At 66.1% G+C, this 23,283-nt stretch carries 21 protein-coding genes; 7 read left to right on the top strand and 14 right to left on the bottom strand.

Features of this window, described 5'->3' with window-relative positions; all coding sequences use genetic code 11:
* Positions 1–146 precede the first annotated feature (146 nt).
* From ACZ5MJ_RS20560 to ACZ5MJ_RS20545, 4 genes are all read right to left on the bottom strand, one after another.
* A complete protein-coding gene (locus tag ACZ5MJ_RS20560) occupies positions 147–998 on the bottom strand; it encodes an N-acyl homoserine lactonase family protein (RefSeq protein ID WP_464225470.1) in 852 nt (283 codons plus the stop codon).
* An 84-nt stretch (positions 999–1,082) separates the two neighbouring features.
* Positions 1,083–1,247, bottom strand: a complete 165-nt coding sequence (locus tag ACZ5MJ_RS20555; RefSeq protein ID WP_464226686.1) for a hypothetical protein — start codon at positions 1,245–1,247, stop codon at positions 1,083–1,085.
* 83 nt (positions 1,248–1,330) lie between these two features.
* Positions 1,331–2,281 carry a tripartite tricarboxylate transporter substrate binding protein gene (locus ACZ5MJ_RS20550; RefSeq protein ID WP_464226560.1) on the bottom strand — a complete coding sequence of 317 codons (951 nt, stop codon included), beginning with the start codon at positions 2,279–2,281 and terminating at the stop codon, positions 1,331–1,333.
* A gap of 331 nt (positions 2,282–2,612) precedes the next feature.
* Positions 2,613–3,470, bottom strand: a complete 858-nt coding sequence (locus ACZ5MJ_RS20545; RefSeq protein ID WP_464225469.1) for an alpha/beta hydrolase — start codon at positions 3,468–3,470, stop codon at positions 2,613–2,615.
* A gap of 137 nt (positions 3,471–3,607) precedes the next feature.
* Between ACZ5MJ_RS20545 and ACZ5MJ_RS20540 the strand changes: the two genes are divergently transcribed.
* From ACZ5MJ_RS20540 to ACZ5MJ_RS20525, 4 genes are all read left to right on the top strand, one after another.
* The gene (locus tag ACZ5MJ_RS20540) at positions 3,608–4,393 is read left to right on the top strand and encodes an AraC family transcriptional regulator (RefSeq protein ID WP_464225468.1); all 786 of its coding nucleotides are present in this window, start codon (positions 3,608–3,610) and stop codon (positions 4,391–4,393) included.
* Positions 4,394–4,538: 145 nt separating this feature from the next.
* Positions 4,539–5,003: a RidA family protein gene (locus ACZ5MJ_RS20535; protein ID WP_464225467.1), complete on the top strand. Its 465-nt coding sequence runs from the start codon at positions 4,539–4,541 to the stop codon at positions 5,001–5,003.
* A gap of 69 nt (positions 5,004–5,072) precedes the next feature.
* Positions 5,073–5,699: a pyridoxamine 5'-phosphate oxidase family protein gene (locus ACZ5MJ_RS20530; RefSeq protein ID WP_464225466.1), complete on the top strand. Its 627-nt coding sequence runs from the start codon at positions 5,073–5,075 to the stop codon at positions 5,697–5,699.
* A gap of 219 nt (positions 5,700–5,918) precedes the next feature.
* The gene (locus tag ACZ5MJ_RS20525; RefSeq protein ID WP_464225465.1) at positions 5,919–7,292 is read left to right on the top strand and encodes an MFS transporter; all 1,374 of its coding nucleotides are present in this window, start codon (positions 5,919–5,921) and stop codon (positions 7,290–7,292) included.
* Positions 7,293–7,332: 40 nt separating this feature from the next.
* On the opposite strand, the gene ACZ5MJ_RS20520 is transcribed toward ACZ5MJ_RS20525, so the two are convergent.
* Positions 7,333–7,824 carry a polyhydroxyalkanoate granule-associated phasin gene (locus ACZ5MJ_RS20520; protein WP_464225464.1) on the bottom strand — a complete coding sequence of 164 codons (492 nt, stop codon included), beginning with the start codon at positions 7,822–7,824 and terminating at the stop codon, positions 7,333–7,335.
* 298 nt (positions 7,825–8,122) lie between these two features.
* Complete coding sequence (locus ACZ5MJ_RS20515) at positions 8,123–10,105, bottom strand: aconitase family protein (RefSeq protein ID WP_464225463.1); 1,983 nt, start codon at positions 10,103–10,105, stop codon at positions 8,123–8,125.
* A gap of 180 nt (positions 10,106–10,285) precedes the next feature.
* On the opposite strand from ACZ5MJ_RS20515, the gene ACZ5MJ_RS20510 reads away from it, so the two are divergent.
* The gene (locus ACZ5MJ_RS20510; protein ID WP_464225462.1) at positions 10,286–11,197 is read left to right on the top strand and encodes a LysR family transcriptional regulator; all 912 of its coding nucleotides are present in this window, start codon (positions 10,286–10,288) and stop codon (positions 11,195–11,197) included.
* Positions 11,198–11,302: 105 nt separating this feature from the next.
* On the top strand, positions 11,303–12,280 hold the full coding sequence (locus ACZ5MJ_RS20505; RefSeq protein WP_464225461.1) for a tripartite tricarboxylate transporter substrate binding protein: 978 nt from the start codon (positions 11,303–11,305) through the stop codon (positions 12,278–12,280).
* 32 nt (positions 12,281–12,312) lie between these two features.
* Here the strand turns inward: ACZ5MJ_RS20505 and ACZ5MJ_RS20500 are convergent, their stop codons facing one another.
* A complete protein-coding gene (locus ACZ5MJ_RS20500; protein WP_464225459.1) occupies positions 12,313–13,248 on the bottom strand; it encodes a LysR family transcriptional regulator in 936 nt (311 codons plus the stop codon).
* Positions 13,249–13,365: 117 nt separating this feature from the next.
* On the opposite strand from ACZ5MJ_RS20500, the gene ACZ5MJ_RS20495 reads away from it, so the two are divergent.
* Positions 13,366–16,935 (top strand): indolepyruvate ferredoxin oxidoreductase family protein, encoded by a 3,570-nt coding sequence (locus ACZ5MJ_RS20495; protein WP_464225458.1) that lies wholly within the window; start codon positions 13,366–13,368, stop codon positions 16,933–16,935.
* A gap of 120 nt (positions 16,936–17,055) precedes the next feature.
* Here the strand turns inward: ACZ5MJ_RS20495 and glnA are convergent, their stop codons facing one another.
* From glnA to ACZ5MJ_RS20460, 7 genes are all read right to left on the bottom strand, one after another.
* The gene (glnA, locus tag ACZ5MJ_RS20490) at positions 17,056–18,531 is read right to left on the bottom strand and encodes a type I glutamate--ammonia ligase (protein ID WP_464225457.1); all 1,476 of its coding nucleotides are present in this window, start codon (positions 18,529–18,531) and stop codon (positions 17,056–17,058) included.
* Positions 18,532–18,651: 120 nt separating this feature from the next.
* Complete coding sequence (locus ACZ5MJ_RS20485) at positions 18,652–19,107, bottom strand: hypothetical protein (RefSeq protein ID WP_464225456.1); 456 nt, start codon at positions 19,105–19,107, stop codon at positions 18,652–18,654.
* A gap of 166 nt (positions 19,108–19,273) precedes the next feature.
* Complete coding sequence (locus ACZ5MJ_RS20480; protein WP_464225455.1) at positions 19,274–20,047, bottom strand: anti-sigma factor family protein; 774 nt, start codon at positions 20,045–20,047, stop codon at positions 19,274–19,276.
* A complete protein-coding gene (locus ACZ5MJ_RS20475; protein ID WP_464225454.1) occupies positions 20,044–20,565 on the bottom strand; it encodes a sigma-70 family RNA polymerase sigma factor in 522 nt (173 codons plus the stop codon). Before ACZ5MJ_RS20475 ends, ACZ5MJ_RS20480 begins: the two co-directional genes overlap by 4 nt.
* Positions 20,566–20,605: 40 nt before the next feature.
* Positions 20,606–20,761, bottom strand: coding sequence for a hypothetical protein (locus ACZ5MJ_RS20470; RefSeq protein ID WP_464225453.1), 156 nt, complete (start codon positions 20,759–20,761; stop codon positions 20,606–20,608).
* Positions 20,762–20,882: 121 nt separating this feature from the next.
* Positions 20,883–22,097, bottom strand: a complete 1,215-nt coding sequence (locus tag ACZ5MJ_RS20465; protein WP_464225452.1) for a cyanate transporter — start codon at positions 22,095–22,097, stop codon at positions 20,883–20,885.
* Positions 22,094–23,278, bottom strand: a complete 1,185-nt coding sequence (locus tag ACZ5MJ_RS20460) for an amidohydrolase family protein (protein ID WP_464225451.1) — start codon at positions 23,276–23,278, stop codon at positions 22,094–22,096. Before ACZ5MJ_RS20460 ends, ACZ5MJ_RS20465 begins: the two co-directional genes overlap by 4 nt.
* Positions 23,279–23,283: the final 5 nt, after the last annotated feature.

Raw genomic sequence — 23,283 nt, 5'->3', positions numbered from 1 at the left:
TGAGAGCGGGCACTCGTGTACGACCGCTCCTGGCCGGCAAGTGACTTTCCCTGGTCGCTCCTCGGTCGGGGCATCTCGCCTCAGAAATAGGTCGCCCTGTTATTGCCCCCTCTCCCGAATGGGGGGCCGTGGCATGTCGACAAGGCTTACTCGTAATACTGCGGTGCCATCTTCAGAGTGTCGCGCTGTGCTTTGTCATGATTGATCCAGAGCTGCGCTTTTTCGCGCACGAGTATATCGGCGATGCGCTGCATCGAGGCCAGCGTCTTGTCCTTGTCGAAATTGATTGAAGGAACTCGGCGATTGTCCCAGTTGCTCTTGAAGTGGACGGCATCGCCCGACAGTACGACCGCGCCGGTCTTTGGCAGCTTGACTAGCAACGACTGATGGCCGGGTGTGTGGCCGGGCGTCGAGAATATCGTGACGCTACCGTCGCCGAACACGTCCTTGTCGCCTTCAATCTTGGTGACCGGATGCCCGGGCCTGAAGCGCGGTGCGTTGTTGGCGCCGGGCCATTCGTACTCAGCTTTCTGCACCAGCAGCATCACCTGCGGGAACATCTCGACATTGCCGATGTGGTCCGGGTGGCTGTGAGAAATCGCAACATATCTAATGTCCGAGGGCTTGACACCGAGTTGCTCCAACTGGCTCGCGAGCGTTTTCGGCCGACGCCAATGTATAGCCCTTGGATCAGCCGGGACCTCCCCGTCGGGCAGGGCGGCGATGGCGTCTTCCAGGCCCGTGTCCCACAGAATCCAGCCCTGGGCGTGCTTGATCAGGTAGCAATTCTCCGCGAACGGCATGGATTTGCCGATATTGACGCCGGGCGACCACCGCGAGATGTCACCGGCGACGCCCTCGCCGCAATTGAGGATGTAGAGCCGCTCGGCACCGCTTGTCTGCTGTGCGGGCATGCCACTGCATCCAGCGACGAGGATGACAAGCGAAGCGAGCGCGCATTTGGCGGCGATGAACGGGCATTTCAGCATGGCAGACATCCTCCTGATGTGCGGCGAGTTCGGGCAAAGCCGATTGCAAAGCTTTGAGTCGGAACGTTGTTTGCGCTGCGCCAAGTGGATTCATTATCGCCAATTCTGTGGGCGACCGCTGCTGCGCCGGTCTCGGTCGGATGCACGCCGCGTTGCGATCTGCTCGGCCACCTGCTGGCGCAGCAGCGCGGCGTGGGCGATGGGCGCGCCACCGTCGGCGGCGCGGTTGGCGAACATCAGCCCGGCGTCGGCCTGCATCACCGAGTCCGACGCCGGGTAGTCGGTGGAAGCAAGGCCGCCCCTGTGTCTTGACCGATGGGGCGGCCTGTCGGTAGCTGCGATTACTTTTCCTGCATCTTCGCGGCCTTGACGATCTCGCCCAGCCGCTTGCGCTCGGCATCCACAAACTTCACGAAGTCCGCACGCGTGCCGCCGATGGGCTCGATGCCCACGGCCTTCAGCCGGGCGGCGGTGGCCGGGTCCTTCATCGCCTTGTCCACCGCCGCGGCGACCTTGTCCAGGATGGCGTCGGGCGTGCCCTTGGGCGCGTGGACGCCGGCCCAATGGGCAATCTGCAGGTCCGGGAAGCCTTGCTCCACGGCGGTGGAGAGTTGCGGATAGGCCGAGATGCGCTGCGTCCAGGTGGTGGCCAGCGCCTTGAACTTGCCATCGTGCAGGATATGCGGAAGGGCGATGATGCTGGCTTCCGATGTTCCCTCCACCTGGCCGCCCAGTACTGCCGTGGTGCTTTCCGACCCGCTCTTGTAGGGCACCGGCTGCAGCTTCGCGCCGTACTTCACATTCAGGATTTCCGCCACGAAGTGGGGGGTGCTGCCGGTGCCCGCGGTGGCGAAATTGAAGCCGTTGCCCTTCTTGGAAGCCTCGACGAACTCGCGCAGATCCTTGTAGGGCGCGTTCTTCGGCACCACGATGACCGAGGGCGCAAGACCGATCATGGCGACGGGCACCAGCGCGTCATCCTTGAACGGGATGGACTTCTTGATCATGCTGTTGGAGATGACCCCGGCGGCGCTGATCAGGAAGGTATAGCCATCCGGCGCGCTCTTGGCGACCAGGTCGGCGCCCACGGTGCCGCCCGCGCCGGGCCGGTTGTCGATCAGCACGGTCTGGCCCAGCACCTTCGAAGCCCCCTCGGCTGCCGCCCGCGCCATCAGGTCATTGGCGCCGCCGGCGGCAAACGGCACGACAAAGCGGATCGTTTTCGTTGGCCACTGTTCTTGCGCGCAGGCAGGGGTTGCCGCGATGAGGGCTGCGGTTGCCAACAGGCCCAGGGTGAATCGGCTTTTTATGATCAAGGCATGTCTCCGTTGTTGGGATTGGGATACAAGCGCCGGCCAGCAGGCGGCCTGCGGACCAGGCGCCAACTCGCGCGCCGCAACGCACCGGCGCCGTCAGCGGCAGATCGGCGATTCCCGCGCTATCTGCCATGCCGCGATTATCCCATTCGACCAGTATTGTCGTGAGTTTGCCCTTGTCATACCCGGCCATGCCGCCCGGGATCCGTGATCGCCAACTACCCAATCCGGTGATCGCGCCGGGAAGGCGGACATGGCGGCACGCATGCCGCGCATGCCGCCTGACCGGCGATGCAGTCCTCAGGTCTCAGGCACGCCCGATCATGCGCAGCACGGACGCGGCCAGGGCGCCATCGGCGTCGCCCAGCAGGTCGACCGCGTCGAAATGATGGCCGCGCTCCTGCACCACCACCTGCACGTCGAAGCCGCATTCGCCCAGCAGTGCCTGGTATTCGCGTTGAAGCCGGTGGTACTCCGGCGATTCATCTCCGCCTACGGTCAGGATCATGGGCAACTTCACGCGTGGGACATGATGGATGGGACTGTAGGCGGCAACATCCGCCTCTGTCAGCCCGACCACCTTGTTGAGGTAGCACAGGCGGATGGGCTCCAGGTCATACAGGCCGCTGATGGTGCAGCCGCCCTTGAGGACGTCAGCGGGGACGGCGAACGACTCCCAGTCCGTTCCCGCCAGCGTGGCGGTGAGATGGCCACCGGCTGAGTGGCCCGAGACAAAGATCCTGTTCGCATCGAATCCCAGTCCCTCCGCATTGCGATAGAGCCATGCCACCGCGTCGCGATTGTCGCGAACGATCCCGGCCATCCCGACTTCCGGAGCGAGGCGATAGTTCACCACGGCGACGTTGATGTCCTGCTTCAGGTACGGCGCGGCAACGTAGCTGAAGTCGGACTTGTCCAGCGATTGCCAGTAGCCACCGTGAATGAAGACCAGCAAGGGACGGTTCGGGGTGGCCGCGGGGAAGAAGTCCAGTGCCTGCTTGGCGTGCGGGCCATATGCAAGGTTCTCCTTTACCGCATGGGCGCGGCGGAACGCGGCGCTGGTGTTCTCCCATCCCTTGAAGATGTCCTGGAAGCCGGGAATTCCCGCCCTGACGTTGTACTGATTGTCCAGTTCTTGCTGATTGAAGTTTCGATACACTGACATTACATTTGGCTCCAGACTGTGGGATCGATGCCTCGATTCCATTTGATCGTTGCGACGCATATGGCGTCCGGCCAAAGATACGTATCGGCGTATGGCTGCGCGCGCCCCTGGATGACAACGACTATCGCAAAGACGCCATGTTTGGAAAGAGCGAAAACCGGGATGACTACCAGGCGATAGACCGGCCAGTTGGCGGGATGGCGCGCAAGCTGAAGGACGGCTTCTATATCGCCGCGCACTCTCACCCGCGTGGCCAGCTGATCTATGCCTATGTGGGCGCCATCCTGGTCACCACGGATTTTGGGTCCTGGGTGGTGCCTCCGCAGCGCGCGGTCTGGGTGCCGTGCAACGTCGAACACGCCATGCAGGCCTGCGGCGACGTGGAGATGCGCACGATCTATGTGCGCGCTGATGCGATCCCCGCGGAGTTGCGCGGTTGCTGTGTCGTCGCGGTCCCGCCGCTGCTGCGGGAGCTGGTCTCGGCGGCCGTGCGCATGCCGTTGGCCTATGACGAGAGCAGCCGTGACGGACTGGTGGTGCAGCTGCTGCTGCAGGAGCTGCGCCCGCTTTCGGTGGTGCCGCTGCATCTGCCGATGCCCAGGGATTCCCGGCTGAGCAAGATCTGCGCAAAGATCCTGGAGGATCCCGCCGACGAGACGTCCGTGGAGGCATGGAGTCGCTCGGTCGGCGCCAGCGAACGGACCATCATCCGCCTGTTTCCGGAGGAAACGGGCATGACGTACAGCCGCTGGAAGCAGCAGGCGCGGCTGATGGCCGCGGTACGTCTGCTTGCCGAGGGCTGCCACGTCACGGATATCGCGCTGCAGCTTGGCTATGAGAGTCCAAGTGCCTTCAGTGCGATGTTCAGGCGTGCGCTGGGCATGACGCCTACCGAGTACTTCAGGGACATGGCCGGCGAGTAGGCGACACCCTCAGGTTGGCGTCTGCGCGACATCAACTGGCGTGACCAAGCGAATCGAAGGCCTGGCCGTGCGGCACAGTCTGAGTGTCGGCGGAGGCCAGCACCGTGCTCACTCCGTCGGCACCTTATCAAGTCGAGGAGTCAGTATGTCAGTGATGGATCGTATCCGGGATGCCGGCATTGTCTTGCCCGCCGCGGAAATACCCAAGGCGCTCTATGTCCCTTACACGCTGCACCATGGTTTCCTGACGGTGTCGGGGCAGTTGCCGCTTCAGGACGGCAAGCCGGTATTCGTCGGCAAGGTGCCCGGTGCAGTCAGCGTCGAAGCCGCGCAGCAGGCCGCACGGCTGTGCCTGGCCAACCTGCTGGGCTGGGTGGCCGCCGCCACCGATGGAGATTTCGAGCGGATCCGGGGCATCGTGCGGGTGGGCGGCTATGTGGCGGCGGAACCAGGGTTCCATGATGCACCGCTGGTGATCAATGCCGCGTCGGAACTGCTCAACCGGATCTTTGCGGAGCGGGGGCGCCATGCCCGGCTGGCGCTGGGCGTGGCGAGCCTGCCCTTCGATGCCCCGGTGGAAATCGAGGCGACATTTGCGCTGGACGCGTAGTCGATGGGCACCGCGACAAAGACAGGGTATGCCGACGCGGCGATTCGGCAATCATCATCAGACGAGACCATGACGACCACGGCACCCGCCTACCTAAGCAACGAAATGCGCCGGACCGACCTGGCCTGGACCGACTGGCCGGCGATCGAGACCTTCCTGAAGGATGAGCTGATCTGCCGGGTGGCGGTGCATGACACACCGTATCCCTACATCACGGCGCAGAGCTTTACGTTTACCGGCGACGCCTTCCTGATCCACAGTTCCAGATTCGGGAAGCTCACCGCGGCGATTCGGGCGAATCCCCTGGTCACGATCGAGGTCGACCGGCCCGTGGCCTTGCTGAAGGCGCCGAAGGGGCAGAACACGAGCCTCGAATACTACAGCGTCATCGCGCGATGCGAAGTCAGGCTGCGCGACAGTACCGGCGAGGTGCGCGCCCACCAGTACCAGGCGCTGGACAAGTTCCGGCCCGAGAAGGACTACTCGCCGATCGAGGACGGTGCGGCCAGCCAGATCGTTGCCTATCGCTGCGAGGTTCGTGAGATGACTGCGAAGAAACGCATCCTCGCTGACGGACAGTACTCGCCGCCGGGGCAGCCGAAGGCCCCATACCTGCGCTATCCGTTCCAGGCCGGCGCCACGCTGTCCGGCTTGCCGCCCGAGGCGTTCGACCCCCACAGGTTTGCTTCCCGGTGAAGCTGGCCATCGCGTGACATGAAGAGGTGCTCCGGCACCTCTTTTTTTTCGTCCACGCGACACGCAAGGATGGGCTTGGCACCTGCGAGACAGAGCTTGGCGTTCCCGCGCGCGTCCCGACTGCGCCGCCACGCGACAGTAGCAGGCAATAGCGCATCGATGCGCTATTGCCTGCCGCCAGCGCCCGAGAACGCTGGCACTAGAACTACTGGAGACAAGATGAAGCTTACCCCTCTCGAGCTGATGCGCGTGCGCACCGGCGACCGGCTGGAACGACTACCCGTATGCGGGTATCACCGCCTTCTGTTTGCCATCATTGCCCTGGCCTTCTTTTTCGACAACCTCGATCTGGCCATGATGACGTATCTGCTGGGATCGATTCGGACGGAGTTCGGCTTGACCGCTGCGCAGGCCGGCATGCTCGGCAGCGCCAGCTTTGTCGGCATGGCCATCGGCGCGATCAGCTCCGGGGTGCTGGCGGACAAGTTCGGCCGCAAGCCAGTCTTCCAGGTCAGCATGATCATCTGGGGCGTGGGCAGCTATCTCTGCTCCACCGCGAACAGTCCCATGGAGCTCGGCGCGTATCGGCTGCTGCTAGGGCTCGGCATGGGCATGGAGCTGCCATTGGCGCAGACATTGATGTCCGAATTCATTCCGGCGCGCCAGCGCGGCAGGTATCTGGCGATGATGGACGGCAACTGGCCGATCGCCTTTATTTGCGCGGGCCTGATGTCGTACCACGTGCTGAACACCTATACCTGGCGAACGATGTTCCTGCTCGGCGCGGTGCCGGCGCTCTTCCTGATCGTGATCCGCCGCTTTGTGCCGGAGTCCCCGCGCTGGCTGGAATCGCAGGGACGCCACGCCGAGGCAGCCGATATCGTCGACCGTATCGAGAAATCGGTGATGCGGCGGATGAAGCTCGATGCGCTGCCTGAAGTCACGCCGGCGGCAGCGGCGGCGGAGCCGGCCGCATCGGGCCTGCGCGTGCTCTGGTCAGGCGAATACCGTAGCCGGACCCTGACCGTATGGGGTCTGTGGTTCTTCGCCCTGCTGGGGTTCTATGGCCTGAACACATGGATTGGCGCGTTGCTGCAGCAGTCCGGCCTAGGGGTAACCAAATCCGTGCTGTACACGGTGTATATCTCCACCGGCGGCATTCCCGGCTTCCTCTGGGCCGCGTGGGCAGTGGAGCGCTGGGGGCGCAAGCCTGCATGCGTGGTGACGCTTGTGGGCGGGGCCTGCATGGTGTTCATCTACGGCAGGGTGGCCGGGTCCAGTCCCGACGCCATGGCATTGTTCCTTGCCGGCGGCATGATGCAGTTCTTCATGTTCGGCATGTGGGCGGTGCTTTATACCTATACGCCGGAACTGTATCCCACGCGTGCGCGCGCCTCTGGCTGCGGGATGGCGTCGACGGTCGGGCGGATCGGATCGTTGCTGGGTCCGGCGCTGGTGGGCCTGGTCTTGCCCGTTGCCGGCCAGGCCGGCGTGTTCTTCCTTGGCGCGCTGTGTTTCCTGGCGGCGGCGGGCATCGTGTTCCGCTTCGGTATCGAGACCCGGGGCAGGGCGCTGGAGACCATTGCCGACTAGTGCCGCCCTTGGCGATGCAACCGCGCGCGCCTGGCGCCCGTCATGCAGCGCCCAGCCGTTGCGCATTTGCCATCGCACGGCCGTGGATCGGCGCGAGGATCTCCTGCATCAGGTTTGTCGCCAGGCCGGCCAGCTGCAGCGGGTTGCCGGGAAACCAGGCTGCCAGGTGCAGCAGCTCGGCCTGGCGCTCGAACCATTGCGCCGCTGAACGGCTGGACGCCAGCGTAGCCGCAGCCGCGGATGTCGCCCAGAGATGATCGCCGGTGTCCTTTACGAGGGTCATGGTCAGGTTCAACCATCCTGATCCCATCGCAAGGAGCGATTCCGATGCAGCCTCGCCCTTTTCCAGGCTCATCAGGCTGAATTCGTGCCGGTCCTGCTCGTCAGGCACCGGTCCGGCGATCGCCATGCGCGTGGTGCGAATGCTGACGACATGTATCGACGCCTGGAGCAGTTCACATATTTCACTGAAGAGGCGCGACGAGTTGGCGGAAACGTCGATGACAGGCTGCGAGAGAGCGGAGGCGGGCAAAGGGCTTTTCCTTGGGCGTCCGCTTGATACGGACACCTGGCAAATATCGGGTCAAATGGGAGGCGTGTAGCGCCGGGATCTCTTCTCGAGTCAGGCAGCCGCAAGCAGGCTGCACTCGGCGCAGGGGCTGACAGGCGCCATGTATCGCCGAAGCAGCGTATGACCAAGGATAGGTGTATATATGTTGCGCCGCAACATTTCTTTTGGGTAACTCAGCCTCTGATGTGACGAAGTAGGCATGGCTCGCAAGGGATCTGGTCGTTCGAGGCCTCGATCGGCCGCCATCCCTTGCCCTCGCTCAGGCTGTGCTGTGGACCGTCCTATAGCGCCGCTGCAACGCCTGGAAGGAAGCCAGGTGCCCGCATATCGCGCTGGCGGCCACCGTAGGCGGGCTGGCAAGCCAGACCTGCCCCGGGCCCGAGCGCCCGGGGAAATTCCGGTTGATCGAGCTGACCGTCACCTGCTCCGCCAGCTCTGAGGATCCCGGGCCGCAGTTGGCGCATGCGCCGCAGGAGGGCTGGAGGATCCGCGCGCCGACCGCCTTGAACGTGTCCAGGTAGCCCTGGCGGATGCAATAGTCCCTGACGTCGGTAGTGCCGAACTGAAGGTAGAGGGTGACGTGGGTGGGAATGCGCAAGCCACGCTCCACTGCCCAGTGCAGGACCTCGTGGTACAAGTCGAAGTCCTCCCGCTTGCCGGCGGTGCAGGAGCCACCGTAAGCAATATCCACGCGCACGGGCTGCGCCAGCGCCGCCAGCGGCAGGCCGTTGCCCGGATCGCCGGGGCGGGCCACCATCGGGCTGAGCGAGCCGCAGTCGATCTCGATGGTGGTCGCAAAGACCGCGTCGTCGTCGCTTCGCATCCATGGCTCGACCGTGAAGTCGATGCCGCGCCGTTCCCTGAGGAAGCGGACAGTCTCGGCGTCGGGCGCGACAATGCCGGTGAAGCCGCCCAGCTCGGCGCACATATTGGTCAGGGTCGCGCGCTCGTCGACGGACATCGCGCGGACAACCGGCCCGGTGAATTCGAACACCTTGCCGACCCCCGCGCCTGCCTTGATCCCGGCCTGTGCCAGCAGGTGCAGCACCACGTCCTTGGCGGTGACGCCTGGCGGCAATTCCCCTTGAAGCACAACCCGAATGCACTCGGGCATCGTCATGCGCACGGCGCCGGTCACGAACGCATTGGCCATGTCTGTTGTGCCGACGCCGAACGCCACGCACCCCAGCGCGCCGCTATGCGGGGTGTGGGAGTCGGTGCCCACAACGACTTGTCCCGGCAGCGCATAGCGTTCCGCCATCATCGCGTGCGAGATGCCTGCAACATGGCTGCCGTCATCGCTGCGGGACTCGTCCTCGGTCAGCGTGCGATGGCAACGGAGCTGATAGGTGCGGGCGAAATCCCGCTGCGCCGCGCACATCCTGGCGACGTTGTCGACCAGCGCGCCATGCACGTGCGCCGGGCTTTCCGTGACATAGGACGTGTGGTCTTCAAAGACGACGATGCGGTCCGCATCCTTGAGCTGAAGCGGTCTGTCGAAGGTGGCGTGCAGCATGTGGGCGCACATGCCGGTGTAGTACTCGTGAATGAAGCGCCAGTCGGCGCGCACGAAAATGCCGTCGCCCGGAGCCGGGCTGGCCGGCGTCACCGGCGTCGCGAGCAGATGCCGGTGGACGATTTTCTCGAACAACGTCAGCGGCCCAGGGGGCAGGGCAGGGGTCGTGGGCGCCACCTGGCTCAGATACTTGCGCCCGAACTTCAGCAGCCCGCCATGGCGCAGGATCGATGCGGCCAGCGCGTCGCGCCCGGCGACGAGGGTGTCCAGGTCGATGGGTTCGCCTTGCTCCAGCCGGGCAATCAGGCTGAAGTCGGTCGAGGTGAACAGGCCGATGTTGTCGGCGTTCTGGCGGTAGATGCGCTCGAAGCCGCGGGCGATGACCAGCTTGATGCCCGCCAGTTTCTCCGCTGCGGGACTATGCTCGCGCGAGGATCCCTTGCCGTAGCGGTTGCCTGCGACCGTCACCGAAAACCCGGCGTTGCGGATCGCACTGGCCTTGATCGGGCAGGTGCCCTCCGCCTTGTAGCCCGTATAGGGGTAGCGGCCGAGCGCGTCATCGTAGTGCGTCAGGATCGGCACTGGCGTGATTTCGTCCGTGGATACATCGTCGCGCAGGGGGCCGGCATGCTCCAGGGTCACTGACTGCCCCTGGAGCTGTCGCTCCATGACTGCCGCTGAGTCGGCTAGGAACAGGATGCGGCCTGTGGCATCGATGGCGCTCATGCAAGTCTCCGGTGGCATGCGCGGGACTTTACTGCCCATCGCGCGCGGGCATGAAGCGCTGATGCGGCATTGCGGCTATCTGCTCGCGGCATATTAGGGTAAACCCATGGGCATGCGAGTGCGCCCGGCAAGGTTAGTATCAGGCGACATTCCGGCCCGCTCGCATGGGCCCACCGACACATGCATCGCATCGATCCCGTCAATATTCAACTGTTCCTGGCTGCGGCGCGCGAAGGCTCCATCAAGCGCGCGGCCGAGACCGAGCATATCGCCCAGTCGGCGCTGAGCCGGCGCATTGCCGAACTGGAGCGCAGCCTGGGGGTGGTCCTGTTTGTCCGGTCGCCCGCGGGCGTGGTGCTGACCGATGCCGGAGCCCGTGCGCTGGAACTGGGGCGCAAGCTGAACGAGGATATCGCCAGCTTCGCGCGCGAGGTGCAGGACCTGGGCGACCGGGTTGCCGGCGTGGTTCGCCTTTCGGCCAGTCCGTCGGCCATCATCGGCTTTCTGCCGGAGCGCTTGCATGCGTTCAAGGCGGCGCACCCGCTGGTCGAGATCGCGCTCTACGAGCGCTCCACCGCGGAAACCATCCGTGCCTGCCTCGATGACCGGGCCGACATCGGTATCGGGGTCGCGGCCAGGACGCCTGGCGGCCTGGAGTCCTGGCCCTTTGCCAGCGATCCGCTCAATGTGGTGATCCCGTCGTCGCACCGGTTGGCAAGGCGCAAACGGATTCGCTACGCGGAAGTCCTGGAGCATCCGCTGGTCGTGGTCCAGCCCGGCGGCGCGCTGGATCAGGACTTGCGCGAGCAGGCGGCAAACCTGCGCCTGCCGTTCAACCAGGGCGTGGCGGTGTCCAGCTTCGAGGCCGCTTGCCGCATGGTGGAGGCGGGCATGGGCATCGCCGTCCTGCCCGCCAGTGCCAGCGCGGCCTATGCCGGCACGCGCCGCTTCGTTCGCGTGCCGCTGGACGAGCCCTGGCGCGAGCGCCAGCTGCTGATCTATGCCCCCTACAAGCAACCGCGGTTGCGGGCGATTGCCGCAATGATCCGCGCGCTGCAGCCGGACGGGGGTGTGGCAGATATGCCAGGCTGAGATACCCGGTCCAGCGGATTAGCACTCGGCCACCGCAGCGTCGCAACACTACACTCCGTCGCAAAGCCACCGTCCACGGTGCGATTCGATCAACGGAGACAAGATATGCGGACCTCGCTGTTTCGACAGGCGTGCACGGCGCTTGCCACCCTGGCCATCCTGGCATTGCCTGGTGGTTCTGTTCATGCACAGGATGCAAGGCCGGTCAGGCTGATCGTCCCGACCCAGCCGGGTTCGCAAGCCGACGCGGTGGCACGCGCGCTGAGCCAGCCGCTGGGCAAGCATCTCGGCCAATCGGTCGTTGTCGAGAATATCGCCGGCGCCGGCGGCGTGCCGGGCACCCAGCAGATCGTAAGGGCGCCGAAAGACGGTTCGACGCTTGGCCTGATCTCGTCGAATCACGTCATCAACCCGTTCATCTACAAGAAGCTGCCCTATGACGCATTGAAGGACATCACCCCGATCACGGTCATCGGCACGCTGCCGCTGGTGCTGGTCGTGAATCCTGCTGTCGGCGCGCAGACGACAAAGGAATTGATCGCCTTGCTGAAGTCGAAGCCGGGTGAACTGAACTACGGCTCGTCGGGGAACGGCACGGTCCTGCATCTGGCCGGCCAGCTCTTTGCCAGCGAAGCGCAGGTCGACATCCGGCACGTGCCATACAAGGGCGCCGGCAACTACACCACCGACCTGATCGGCGGCCAGGTGCAGATGGGATTCCTCACCGTGCAGACGGTGCTGCCGCTGATCACGGCGGGCAAGCTCAGGGCGATTGCCGTGTCCACTGCCCAGCGGGTCCCGGCGCTGCCCGATGTGCCGACCCTGGCGGAGTCGGGGCTGCCCAAATACAGCTTTGACGCATGGCTGGCGATCGTCGGCCCCGCGGGGATGCCGAAGCAGGGCGTGCAAGACCTCCAGTCGAAGATCCAGGCCGCGCTGCGGGAACGCGACGTACAGGAGCACCTGGCAGCGCAGGGCGTGGTCGTGACCGGCACGGGTGCCGAAGCGGCTGCGCCGTTCTTTCGCAGCGAACTGGACAAGCACGCGCGCATCGTGAAGCAGGCAGGTGCGACGCTGAACTGAGTCGCTGTGGGGGGGACATCGAACGTTCCGCCTCAGCTCCCGCAGGCGTGAATCAGGAATTCCCGCAGCGCATCGGCCGGCTTGTCCAGCTTGCGCCCGGGCTGCCACAGCATGCCGACCTCCATGTCCGGCACCGCATTGGCAATCGGCCTGGCCTCGATCTGCCTGCCTTCCAGGGACCATGGCCGATACACCATGTCGGACAGCACGGTGACGCCGAAGCCATGCGCCACCAGCCCGCGCAGCGCCTCCATCGAGCCGGTCCGGAACACGATATTGGGCGCGAGCCGGTGGCTGCGCCAGTAGCGCAGGGTGGAGTCCTCGGCCTCGTCCACGGTGATGAGCAGATACGGGTAGGCCGCGATATCGCGCAGCGAAGGCCGCTCCACGGCCAGCAGCGGATGGCTGGCCGAGGTCCATAGCTGGCGCCGGGAACGTATCAGCGTATGGCGCTGGAAGCGCTGGGGCCGCTCCAGGTTGGACAGCAGCGCGATACCCAGTTCGATTTCCCCCGCCAGCACGGCCCGTTCGATGTCCGGCCGGTCCATGTCGAGCAGATCCAGTTCGATGTCGGGATAGTTGGTGCGAAAACGCGCCAGCAAGCCCGGCAGGAAGTAGCCCAGCACCGTGTAGGAGGCTGCCAGGCGCACGCTGCCCTGCAATCCGTGCACCTGGAAGCGCGGCTCGCGCAGCGCATCCTCGACCGAGTCCAGGATCTGGCGGGCGTGCTGGAAGAAGAGGTGGCCTTCTGCCGTCAGCGTCACACCATGGGGTCGGCGATCGAACAGGCGCACGGCCAGGCGCTGCTCCAGCGCCAGCACGGCGTTGGTGATGGCGGATTGCGAGACATGCTCGGCGGTCGCGGCCATCGAGAATTGCCCGGTCTCGGCGGCCGCGACGAAATAGCGGAACTGCCTCAGCGTGACTTCCTTGGCCAGTCTTTCCGAGCCTTCGCGCGCCTTGAACATGGTTGTCTCCGAGGTATCCGTTTTATAGATATCAGGTGTTGGAATTCATGATTTTACGATGACGACGCGGATTTCTACACTCCCTCGGACAACAGAAAAAGCACGGAGACTGACATCGTGAATGCCCCGCTGAACCCCGCCCTGCTCGAAACCCTGGCCAGCGCCAGCCTGGACGACAAGTACACCCTGGAGAAGGGCCGCGTCTACCTGAGCGGCGTGCAGGCGCTGGTGCGCCTGCCGATGCTGCAGAAGGCGCGCGACCGCGCCGCCGGCCTGAACACCGCCGGGTTTATCTCGGGCTACCGCGGCTCGCCCCTGGGCGGCGTGGACCAGGCGCTGTGGAAGGCCAAGCAACACCTGGCGGCCAGCGATGTGGTGTTCCAGCCCGGCGTCAACGAGGACCTGGCCGCGACCGCGGTCTGGGGCAGCCAGCAGGTCAACCTGTTTCCCGGCGCCACGCGCGATGGCGTGTTCTCGATGTGGTATGGCAAGGGGCCGGGCGTGGACCGGTCCATCGACGTGCTGAAACACGCCAATTCGGCCGGTTCGTCACGCCATGGCGGCGTGCTGCTGCTGGCCGGCGACGACCATGCCGCCAAGTCCTCCACCGTGGCGCACCAGTCGGAGCACGTGCTGCAGGCTGCCGGCATCCCGGTGCTTTACCCCGCCAATGTGCAGGAGTACCTCGACTACGGCTTGCACGGCTGGGCGATGAGCCGCTATTCCGGCCTGTGGGTGGCGATGAAGTGCGTCACCGACGTGGTGGAGTCCACTGCCTCGGTCGAGATCGACCCCGATCGCGTGCAGATCAGGCTGCCGGAGGACTTTGTGGTGCCGCAGGGCGGCCTCAATATCCGCTGGCCCGACTCCCCGCTGGAGCAGGAAGCGCGGCTGCTTGACCACAAGTGGTATGCGGCGCTGGCCTATGTGCGGGCCAACCGGCTCAACCGCGTCGTGCTCGATTCGCCGAACGCGCGCTTCGGCATCATGACCGCCGGCAAGGCCTACCTGGACGTGCGCCAGGCGCTGACCGACCTCGGCCTGGACGATGACACCTGCGCCCGCATCGGCATCCGCGTCTACAAGGTGGGTTGCGTGTGGCCGCTGGAGGCGCATGGCGCCCGCGAGTTCGCCGCCGGGCTGGAAGAGATCCTGGTGGTGGAAGAGAAGCGCCAGATCCTCGAATACGCGCTCAAGGAAGAGCTGTACAACTGGCGCGAGGATGTGCGGCCAAAGGTGTTCGGCAAGTTCGACCAGCGCGGCAACGATGGCGGCGAGTGGTCGGTGCCGCGTGGCAACTGGCTGCTGCCCGCGCACTATGAACTATCGCCGGCGCTGATCGCCAAGGCCATCGCCCGCCGGCTGGACCGCCTCGACCTGCCGCAAGAGGTCCGCGCCCGCATTGCCGCGCGCGTGGCGCTGATCGAGGCCAAGGAGCGCGAGGCCGCGCAGCCGCGCATTGCGGTGGAGCGCAAGCCCTGGTTCTGCTCGGGTTGCCCGCACAATACGTCGACGCGCGTGCCGGAAGGCTCGCGTGCGCTGGCCGGCATCGGGTGCCACTACATGACCTTGTGGATGGACCGCAATACCGACACCTTCAGCCAGATGGGGGGCGAAGGGGTGGCATGGACCGGCCAGATGCACTTCACCGGTGACAAGCACGTGTTTGCCAACCTGGGCGACGGCACGTATTTCCACTCGGGGCTGCTGGCCATCCGCGCATCGATCGCGGCCAGGGCCAATATCACCTACAAGATCCTGTTCAACGACGCCGTGGCAATGACCGGCGGGCAGCCCTTCGACGGCGTGCTGACGGTGCCGCAGATTGCGCACCAGGTGCTGGCCGAGGGCGCGAAGAAGCTGGTCGTCGTCACCGACGAGCCCGAGAAGTATGGCGATGGCGCGATGCTGCCATCCGGCGTGACCGTGTTCCATCGCGACCAGCTCGATGCCGTGCAGGTGGAGCTGCGCGATACCGAGGGCGTCACCATCCTGATCTACGACCAGACCTGCGCGACCGAGAAGCGCCGCCGCCGCAAGCGCGGCACCTATCCTGATCCGGCCAGGCGCGCCTTCATCAACGATGCGGTCTGCGAGGGCTGCGGCGATTGCTCGGCCAAGTCCAACTGCCTGTCGGTGGAGCCGCTGGAGACCGAACTCGGGACCAAGCGCAGGATCAACCAGTCGTCGTGCAACAAGGATTTCTCCTGCGTCAACGGCTTCTGCCCGAGCTTTGTCACCGCCGAAGGCGCGCAGGTGCGCAAGCCCGCCGCGGCGGGTGGCAAGGGCACCGGCGCCGACTTCGAATCCCTGCCGTTGCCGCGCTTGCCGGCCCTGGAGCGGCCATACGGCGTGCTGGTCACCGGCGTGGGCGGCACGGGCGTGGTCACCATTGGCGGCCTGCTCGGCATGGCATCGCACCTCGAACGCAAGGGCGTGACCGTGCTCGACATGGCTGGCCTGGCGCAAAAGGGCGGGGCGGTGATCAGCCATGTGCAGATCGCGCCGGGCCCGGACGACCTGCATGCAACCCGCATCGCCACCGGCGAGGCACGCCTGGTGATCGGGGGCGACGCCATTGTCTCGGCCTCGGCCGAAGTGCTGTCGAAGGTCCGGCACGGACTGACCGCCGCCGTGGTCAACAGCGCCAACACGCCCACCGCGGAATTCATCAAGAACCCGAAGTGGAAATTCCCCGGTGCCAGCGCGGAGCAGGACCTGCGCGCCAGCGTGGGCGATGCCTGCGCGTTCTTCGACGCCAGTGCCTGGGCGGTGACCCTGCTGGCCGATGCCATCTACTCCAACCCGCTGTTGCTCGGCTTTGCCTGGCAGAAGGGCTGGATCCCGCTGCAGCGCGAAAGCCTGCTGCGCGCGATCGAACTCAATGGGGTGTCGATCGAGAAGAACCGGCTGGCGTTCGAATGGGGACGGTATATCGCGCACCATGGCGAGGCTGCGGTCAAGGCGACCCTGCCGACCGTTGCGGCCGCGCCGAGCGCCCAGGTGGTGGCGATGCCGCAGACGCTCGACACCCTGATCCGCAAGCGCGAGGCGATGCTGGCCGACTACCAGAACGCCGCGTACGCCGCCCGTTATCGCGAGGCCGTCGAGCGCATCCGCGCAGCGGAGCAGCAACTGGGCATCGAGCGCAAGCTGCCGCTGACCGAGGCCGTGGCCCGCAACCTGGCCAAGCTGATGGCCTACAAGGACGAGTACGAGGTGGCCCGCCTCTACACCGATCCCGCCTTCCTGGACAAGCTGCGCGCCCAGTTCGAGGGCGAGCCGGGCCGCGACTACCAGCTCAACTTCTGGCTGGCACCGCCGTTGCTGGCCAGGACCGATGACAAGGGCCTGCTGGTCAAGCGCCGCTTCGGCCCGCGCACCATGACGGCATTCCGCCTGCTGGCGCGCCTGAAGGGTTTGCGTGGCACGGCGTTCGATGTGTTCGGCAAGACTGCCGAGCGCCGCGCCGAGCGCGCGCTGGTCAACGACTATCTGGCCATGATCGGCGAGTTCGCCGGTTCACTGAGCGCGGACAACGTCGACACCGCGCTGGCGCTGGCCACGCTGCCCGACGATATCCGGGGCTACGGGCACGTGAAGGAGACCAGCATGCAGGCGGCAGCGATCCGGCGCGAGGCATTGCTGGCGCAGTACCGCGGTGCTGCACGGCGGGCTGCGGCCTGAGAGGCACCGGCGCGCCCGCCTGCTGGCGGCGCGCGCCGTCCCGGATGCCGGCTGGCCGGGCTTGCGGCGTTCGTCGTTCCAGCGCCACCAGTGCTTCAACTGGCACAGGGCGCAAGGCGGTCAGATGTCGAAGTAGAGGTAAAACTCCCACGGGTGTGGCCGCAACTTCAAGGTATCGATCTCGCGGGTGCGCTTGTCATCGATCCAGGTCCGGATCAGGTCTTCCGTGAAGACATCGCCTTTTCGCAGGAACGCCGAGTCGGATTCCAGCGCGCAAAGCGATTCCTCGAGGGAGCCCGGAACCTGCCGGATGCCGGCGGCTTCCTCCGGTGGCAGTTCATAGATGTTCTTGTCGAGCGGGGCGCCGGGGTCCGTCTGGTTTTCAATGCCGTCAAGGCCGGCGAGCAGCATTGCCGAGAAGGCAAGGTAGGCATTGGCGGACGGGTCAGGGCAGCGGAATTCAACGCGCCTGGCGCCCGGGGAGTCCGAAACCATTGGAATCCTGGCCGCGGCGGAGCGGTTGCGCTGCGACATGGCCAGATTGACAGGCGCCTCGTATCCGGGCACCAGCCGCTTGTAGGAGTTGGTGCTCGGTGCGCAGAAGGCCATCAGCGCGGGGGCGTGGCTGAGCAAGCCGCCAATGTACCAACGGCACAGCTGGGACGTCTGCGCCCAGCCGTTCGCGTCATAGAAGAGGTTCTCGGCGTCGCGCCAGAGGCTCTGGTGGCAATGCATGCCGCTCGCGTTGTCGGCAAACAGGGGCTTGGGCATGAAGGTGGCGACCTTGCCGTGGCGGCGCGCAACGTTCTTGCAGATGTACTTGTACATCATCACGTTGTCCGCCATGCGCGTCAGTGGCGCAAAGCGCATGTCGATTTCATTCTGGCCCGCCGTGGCGACCTCGTGGTGATGCACCTCGACCTGGATGCCGGCCTGCATCAGCGCGAGTACGATTTCGGAGCGGATGTCCTGCAGCGTATCGCTTGGCGGCACGGGAAAGTACCCGCCCTTGTAGCGCTGCTTGTAGCCAAGATTGCCGCCGCCATAGGCGCCTTCGTCGCGGCCCGAGTTCCATTCGCCTTCGGCGGATTCGACATGGTAGTAGCAGGAGTGCTGGTCCTGCCCGAAGCGAATGGAATCGAAAATGAAGAACTCCAGTTCGGGACCCAGGTAGCAGACCGTAGCCAGGCCGGTTTGCCGGAGGTACTGTTCCGCCTTTCGGGCGATGTAGCGCGGATCGCGCGAGTAGGGCTGGTGCAGGACAGGGTCCAGCACGTCGCAGATCAGCGCCAGCGTCGGTGCTGCGCAAAACGGATCGATGAATGCTGTGGCCGGGTCAGGCCTGACCAGCATATCGGACTCGTGTATTTCCTGGAACCCGCGAATGGAAGACCCGTCGAAGCCGATCCCGGCCGAGAACAGGTCGTCGTTGATTTCCGGCAGCGTGATCGAGAAGTGCTGCCACACGCCGGGCAGGTCGGTGAACCTGAGGTCGACGACCTGGATCGCGTGCGTCCGGATCAGGTCGATGACTTCACCGGGGTTTTGCGGCCGCGCAACGTGATAGCTGCCGGGTTCTGTTGAGACCATGCTCATGGCCGCCTCCCTCGTCTGCCCGCGGCATAGTCCAACATTAGCCTGTCAATTTCCGAATAGGAAGTGCCTCCCCAGCCCAGTGGAGCGTTGCCATACATTCAGATGCGATGTCCGCCTTCCTCAGTGGTGCATGCCGCCACCATGAAAGCCGCCATGTGAACCGCCCCCACCCTGGAATCCTCGGTGGAAGCCGCCCGGGAAGCCGCCATGGAAGCCACCGTGAACGATCACTCCCGACCTGCGGAAGAACACCCGGTGCATAGGGTGGAAGCGATGGAAGCGGTCGACGAAGATCACGCTGGCACCGAAGCCCACGCCGACCGGCGCCCAGTACCAGGGATCATAGTAATAGGCCGGGGGTGCATAGGTGACCACTCCGCTGGCGCTGTCGACCAGCTGCCAGGTCCCGTCCGGCTGCAGGCATGCCACGCCGGAGATGTCCTGCAGCTCGCCGCCGATCTCGGCCTGTCCAACCACTTGCTGGCAAGGCGTCGACTCCAATTCCTCGGCCGGCGCCGCAGCGCCAAAGCTGAGGCCTGCGAACACTGTCGCCACGGCCGCAAAAGCCTTGCCCATGATGGTTACTCCGTCCTCAACGTCCCGACGTATGCGCCCTCGCGGATCTCATGGCACGTCGGTTTGCCTGCCGGCCCGCGCCGTGCATTCGCTGACATGGCGGTCCTGCATGTTGTAAACGGCTCAGGGGCACGTTTTATTCCATGTGGCTACGCGGCGGCAGGCTTCACTCCCATGCCTGCGGATTGCCGCCCAGGCTGCTGCAGACGTCAATCGCGATGTCGCGCAGGCGCGGCTCGCTGCGCTGGCCCGAGAGTGCGTAACCGGCACCCGCGCTGGCCCAGTAGAACGTGCGCCGGTCATCCTGGCGCAGCAAACGGAAGGCGGTGCGCTGCGGCGCCGCCGCGGTGATGTACAGCGTGAGACGCTCGCCCGCCTGGTTCTGATACATCATCTGGGCCGCCGGACCGGCCGCGCCCGGCAACAGCCGCCCGCCCATCAGCGTGTAGCCGTACTCGTCCAGCACCGGGATGGTCAGCGTCCGCCCCAGGCGGCGCGACAGCCATGCCACCAGGTGCGCCTGGTCGGTTGCCGCCACTTCCACCGGATGGCGCTGGTCCGGCGCAAAGACCGCGTAGGCGAGGTCGGCATGGCGGGCGAAGTCCCAGGGATCGGCCTCGCGCGCGGGCAGCCAGGCGTTGCTGGTGCCGAGCAGCAACCCCGCACCGACGCAGGCCAGCCCAGCCGCCGCGCGCCACCACCACGCGCGGCGCGGCTGCACCAGTACATAGCGGACATCGGTCGGCAGCGGGAACAGCGACCTGAGTGCCGCGCACTGGCGCTGGTAATCCGCGACGCGTGCGCTGGCCTGGACGTCATGCGCCAGCGCGGCCACAAGCTCGGCCTGCTCGTGCGGCGCAAGCTCGCCATCGACCAGCGCCGAGAGCCGCTCGATCTCCGGCCCTGTTGGCAGGGCGGCGGAACCCCGATCGTCAGTCATGGCGTCTTCCTCACGACTTTGAATACGTTGGCCCGGCTGCCGGCATCGCCGCCGAGCAGCTCGCGCAGGTGCTCGCGCGCCCGCGACAGCCGCGACATCACCGTGCCCACCGGCACCTGCAGGATGGCGGCGGTTTCGCGGTAGCTCAGTTGCTCCAGCGCCACCAGCAGAAGCACCTCGCGCTGCTCCAGCGGCAGGCGGTAGAGCGCGCGCTGCACATCGAGCAGCAGCAGCCCGTCGACCTCCACGGCCGGCGCTTCCAGCCGCTGCCACAGCGGGTCATCGGCATCCAGTGCCAGCTCGCGGCGCTTGCGCAACTGGTCGACATAGAGGTGGCGCAAGATGGTCATCAACCAGGCGCGCGTATTGCTGTTGGCGCGCAGCAACGAGGTGCGCCCAAGCGCGCGCTCGACCGTGTCCTGCACCAGGTCGTCCGCCCATGCGGCATCGCCCGTCAGCGCGCGCGCATAACGGCGCAACTGCGGCAGGCAGGCGGCGAGGTCGTCGCGCAGGCTCACCGGGATGCGTTCTCCTCGAGGTCGACCCCGCCAGGACGCATCAGTAGCCGCTGCGATATCCGCCGCCCGTTCCCTGGCTACTGCGACCCCGGGATTGAGCCGAACTGCCGGAGGGATCCATGCCACTGTCGGTGGAGCACGCGGCCACTGCCATCACGGCAAGCAACAGGCCTGAAATCAGACGGAGCACTTTCATTTCGGTCTCCAGGGGGCAAGCCGTGCAAGCAGCACAATTGCGCCTCGAAAGCGACGCCAGGCACCCGCGCCTTGCTGCTGGCGCGATCCTGTCAATGCAGTAAACGCTTCGCGACCGCGATTTATTCCGCTGTCGCCTGCAGTGGCCCCTGGTTTGTGCCCCGGTAGCCGGCCGGATGAAAGCGGCTGGTCATGGCGATCAGTATGACCGCGTTGATGGCCAGCGCGATCCATGCCGGCGAGAAGCTGCCGCTGATATCCCGGATCCATCCTGTCGCAAACGGCGAGACCGCGGCGATCATGAAACCGACGCCCTGCACGAACGCGCTCAGCTGGCCGGCTTGTTCCGGATGGTCGAGGTGATCGAGGGTCAGGATCAGGCTCAGCGCGAAGCTGCCGCCCAGGCCCAGTCCCACCGAGCCCACCCATGCCACGGCGCCATGCGCCGGGCTGACGATGCAGCCAAAGAGGCCAACGAGCATCAGCGACATCCCCAGCAGCAGCCAGGGGCGCCGGTCGGGGTTGCGCCGGGCCAGCCACGGCAGTGCCAGCGCGGCCAGGACCTGGCACGCCGTCATGCAGGCCAGCAGTATGCCGCTTTCCTGCGTGCCGCGGCCTTGCTGCATGTAGAACGCCGGCAGCCATGCCACCATGCTGGCATAGATGCTGTTGATCAGTCCGAAGTACAGGGCCAGCAGCCACGCCCGGCGCCGGGCCACGGGCGCGCCGCGTGAGGCACTGGGAATATTGCGTGGCGCGGGGGCAGGCCGTCGCGCACCCCACCAGAGCACCAGGCCAATGGCGGCCAGGCCCGCCCACACACCCAGCCCGGCATGCCAGTCATGCAGGCGGTGGGCGACCACCGGGCTGAAAGCGGCGCCCAGTCCGCCGCCCGCCATGATGGCGGCCGAGTAGATGCCCATCGCGGTCGGCGTGCGCGCCGCATAGTGTTGCTTGATCACGCCCGGCATCAGCGCCTGGACGACTGCGATGCCGCACCCTGCCAGGCCCGCGCTGGCGATCAGCCACGTGGCATCCGTCACGAAGAAGCGCAGCGTGCAGGCCAGGCCGATGGCCACCAGTCCCGCTGCGATGCCGGCGCGCTCGCCCAGCCGGCGCCCGAGCGTGGGGCCGGCCAGCAGCGCGAAGCCTCCCATCGTCAGCACCGGCAGGACCGTCAGCATGGAAGCCAGCTGGTAAGTCATGCCGGTGGCTGCACGGATTGCCGACAGCAGCGGACTGACAGACGTCAGCGTCGGGCGCAGCGTGAGTCCAACCAGCAGGATGGCTGCCAGCAGCCCGGACGGCACGCGGTCAGGCGCGGCGGATGTGTTCATGCCAGGGCGCCATTGCGCGCCACGACACGGCCTGCCGACACCACCAGTTGCCTGGCCGGCCGTGCCACAACTGCCTCGGCCATGGTTTCCGCCGCGACCAGCACCAGGTCGGCCCGGTCGCCCGGTGCCAGGCCGTAGTGTTGGAAGCCGCATGCCTGCGCCGCCGCGTGGGTCACGCAGTCGAGCGCAACGGCGAGTTCGTCGTCGCGGCGGAAGTTGTTGCGCAGCCCGATCAGCATGGCCCGCTCCAGCATGTCGGGGGAGCCGTAGGGCGTCCAGGTATCGCGGATGCCGTCGTTGCCGCCCACGATCCTGACGCCCGCCGCGCGGCACGCGGCGACCGGCGGCACCGGGCGCGACGGCGGCGCGGTGGTGACGATGACCACGCCCAGGTCGGCGATGCGCTGCAGCAGCGCATCGCGCTCGCGTTCGGCAATGTCGCCAAGGCAGAAGGCATGGCTGACGGTCACCATGCCGCGCATGCCCAGCGCGGCCGTGCGTTGCAGGATCAGGTCGAGGGACCAGGCCCCCATGCTGCCGGGCTCGTGCAGATGGATGTCGAGCGGCCGGCCATGGCGCTGCGCGAGGCCGAACAGCAGGTCCAGCGCGCGCACCGGGTCGCCTTCGATGGCGCAAGGGTCGAGTCCCCCCAGGATGTCGGCGCCGCTGCGCAGCGCTTCGTCCAGCAGGGCTTCGGTGCCGGGGCGTCCGAGCACGCCGGACTGCGGGAAGGCGACGATCTGCATGTCCATCTGCGCGGACAGCGCGTCGCGCGTGGCGACCACGCCGTGCAGGTGGCGCAGGCCGGCATCGGTGTCGATATCGACATGGGTGCGCAGCCGCGTGGTGCCCGCGGCAAGGAAGGCGCGCGCCAGCACCAGCGATTGCGCGCGGGCATCGTGGCCGGTGGCGGCGCGCCAGTGGCGCTCGTTGTCGATGCGGTCGGTCAGGTTGGGCCCGACCTCGTTGCGATACCAGGGCATGCCCCACAGGGTCTTGTCGAGGTGGGTATGCGCTTCCACCAGGCCGGGCAGCGCCAGGGCGCCCGCGCCGTCCTCGACCCGGCAACCGGGCGGCGCTTCGAGCCCGGGGCCGATGCTGGCGAACTTGCCGCCCGCCATCAGGATATCGACCGTATTTCCGGCGGGGAGCCGGACCTTGCGCACCAACAATTGAGTCATTGCAA

Source organism: Cupriavidus sp. LA-1, assembly GCF_055385985.1.
The sequence above is the reverse complement of the archived record's forward strand: the minus strand, read 5'-3'. Positions and strand labels throughout refer to the sequence as shown.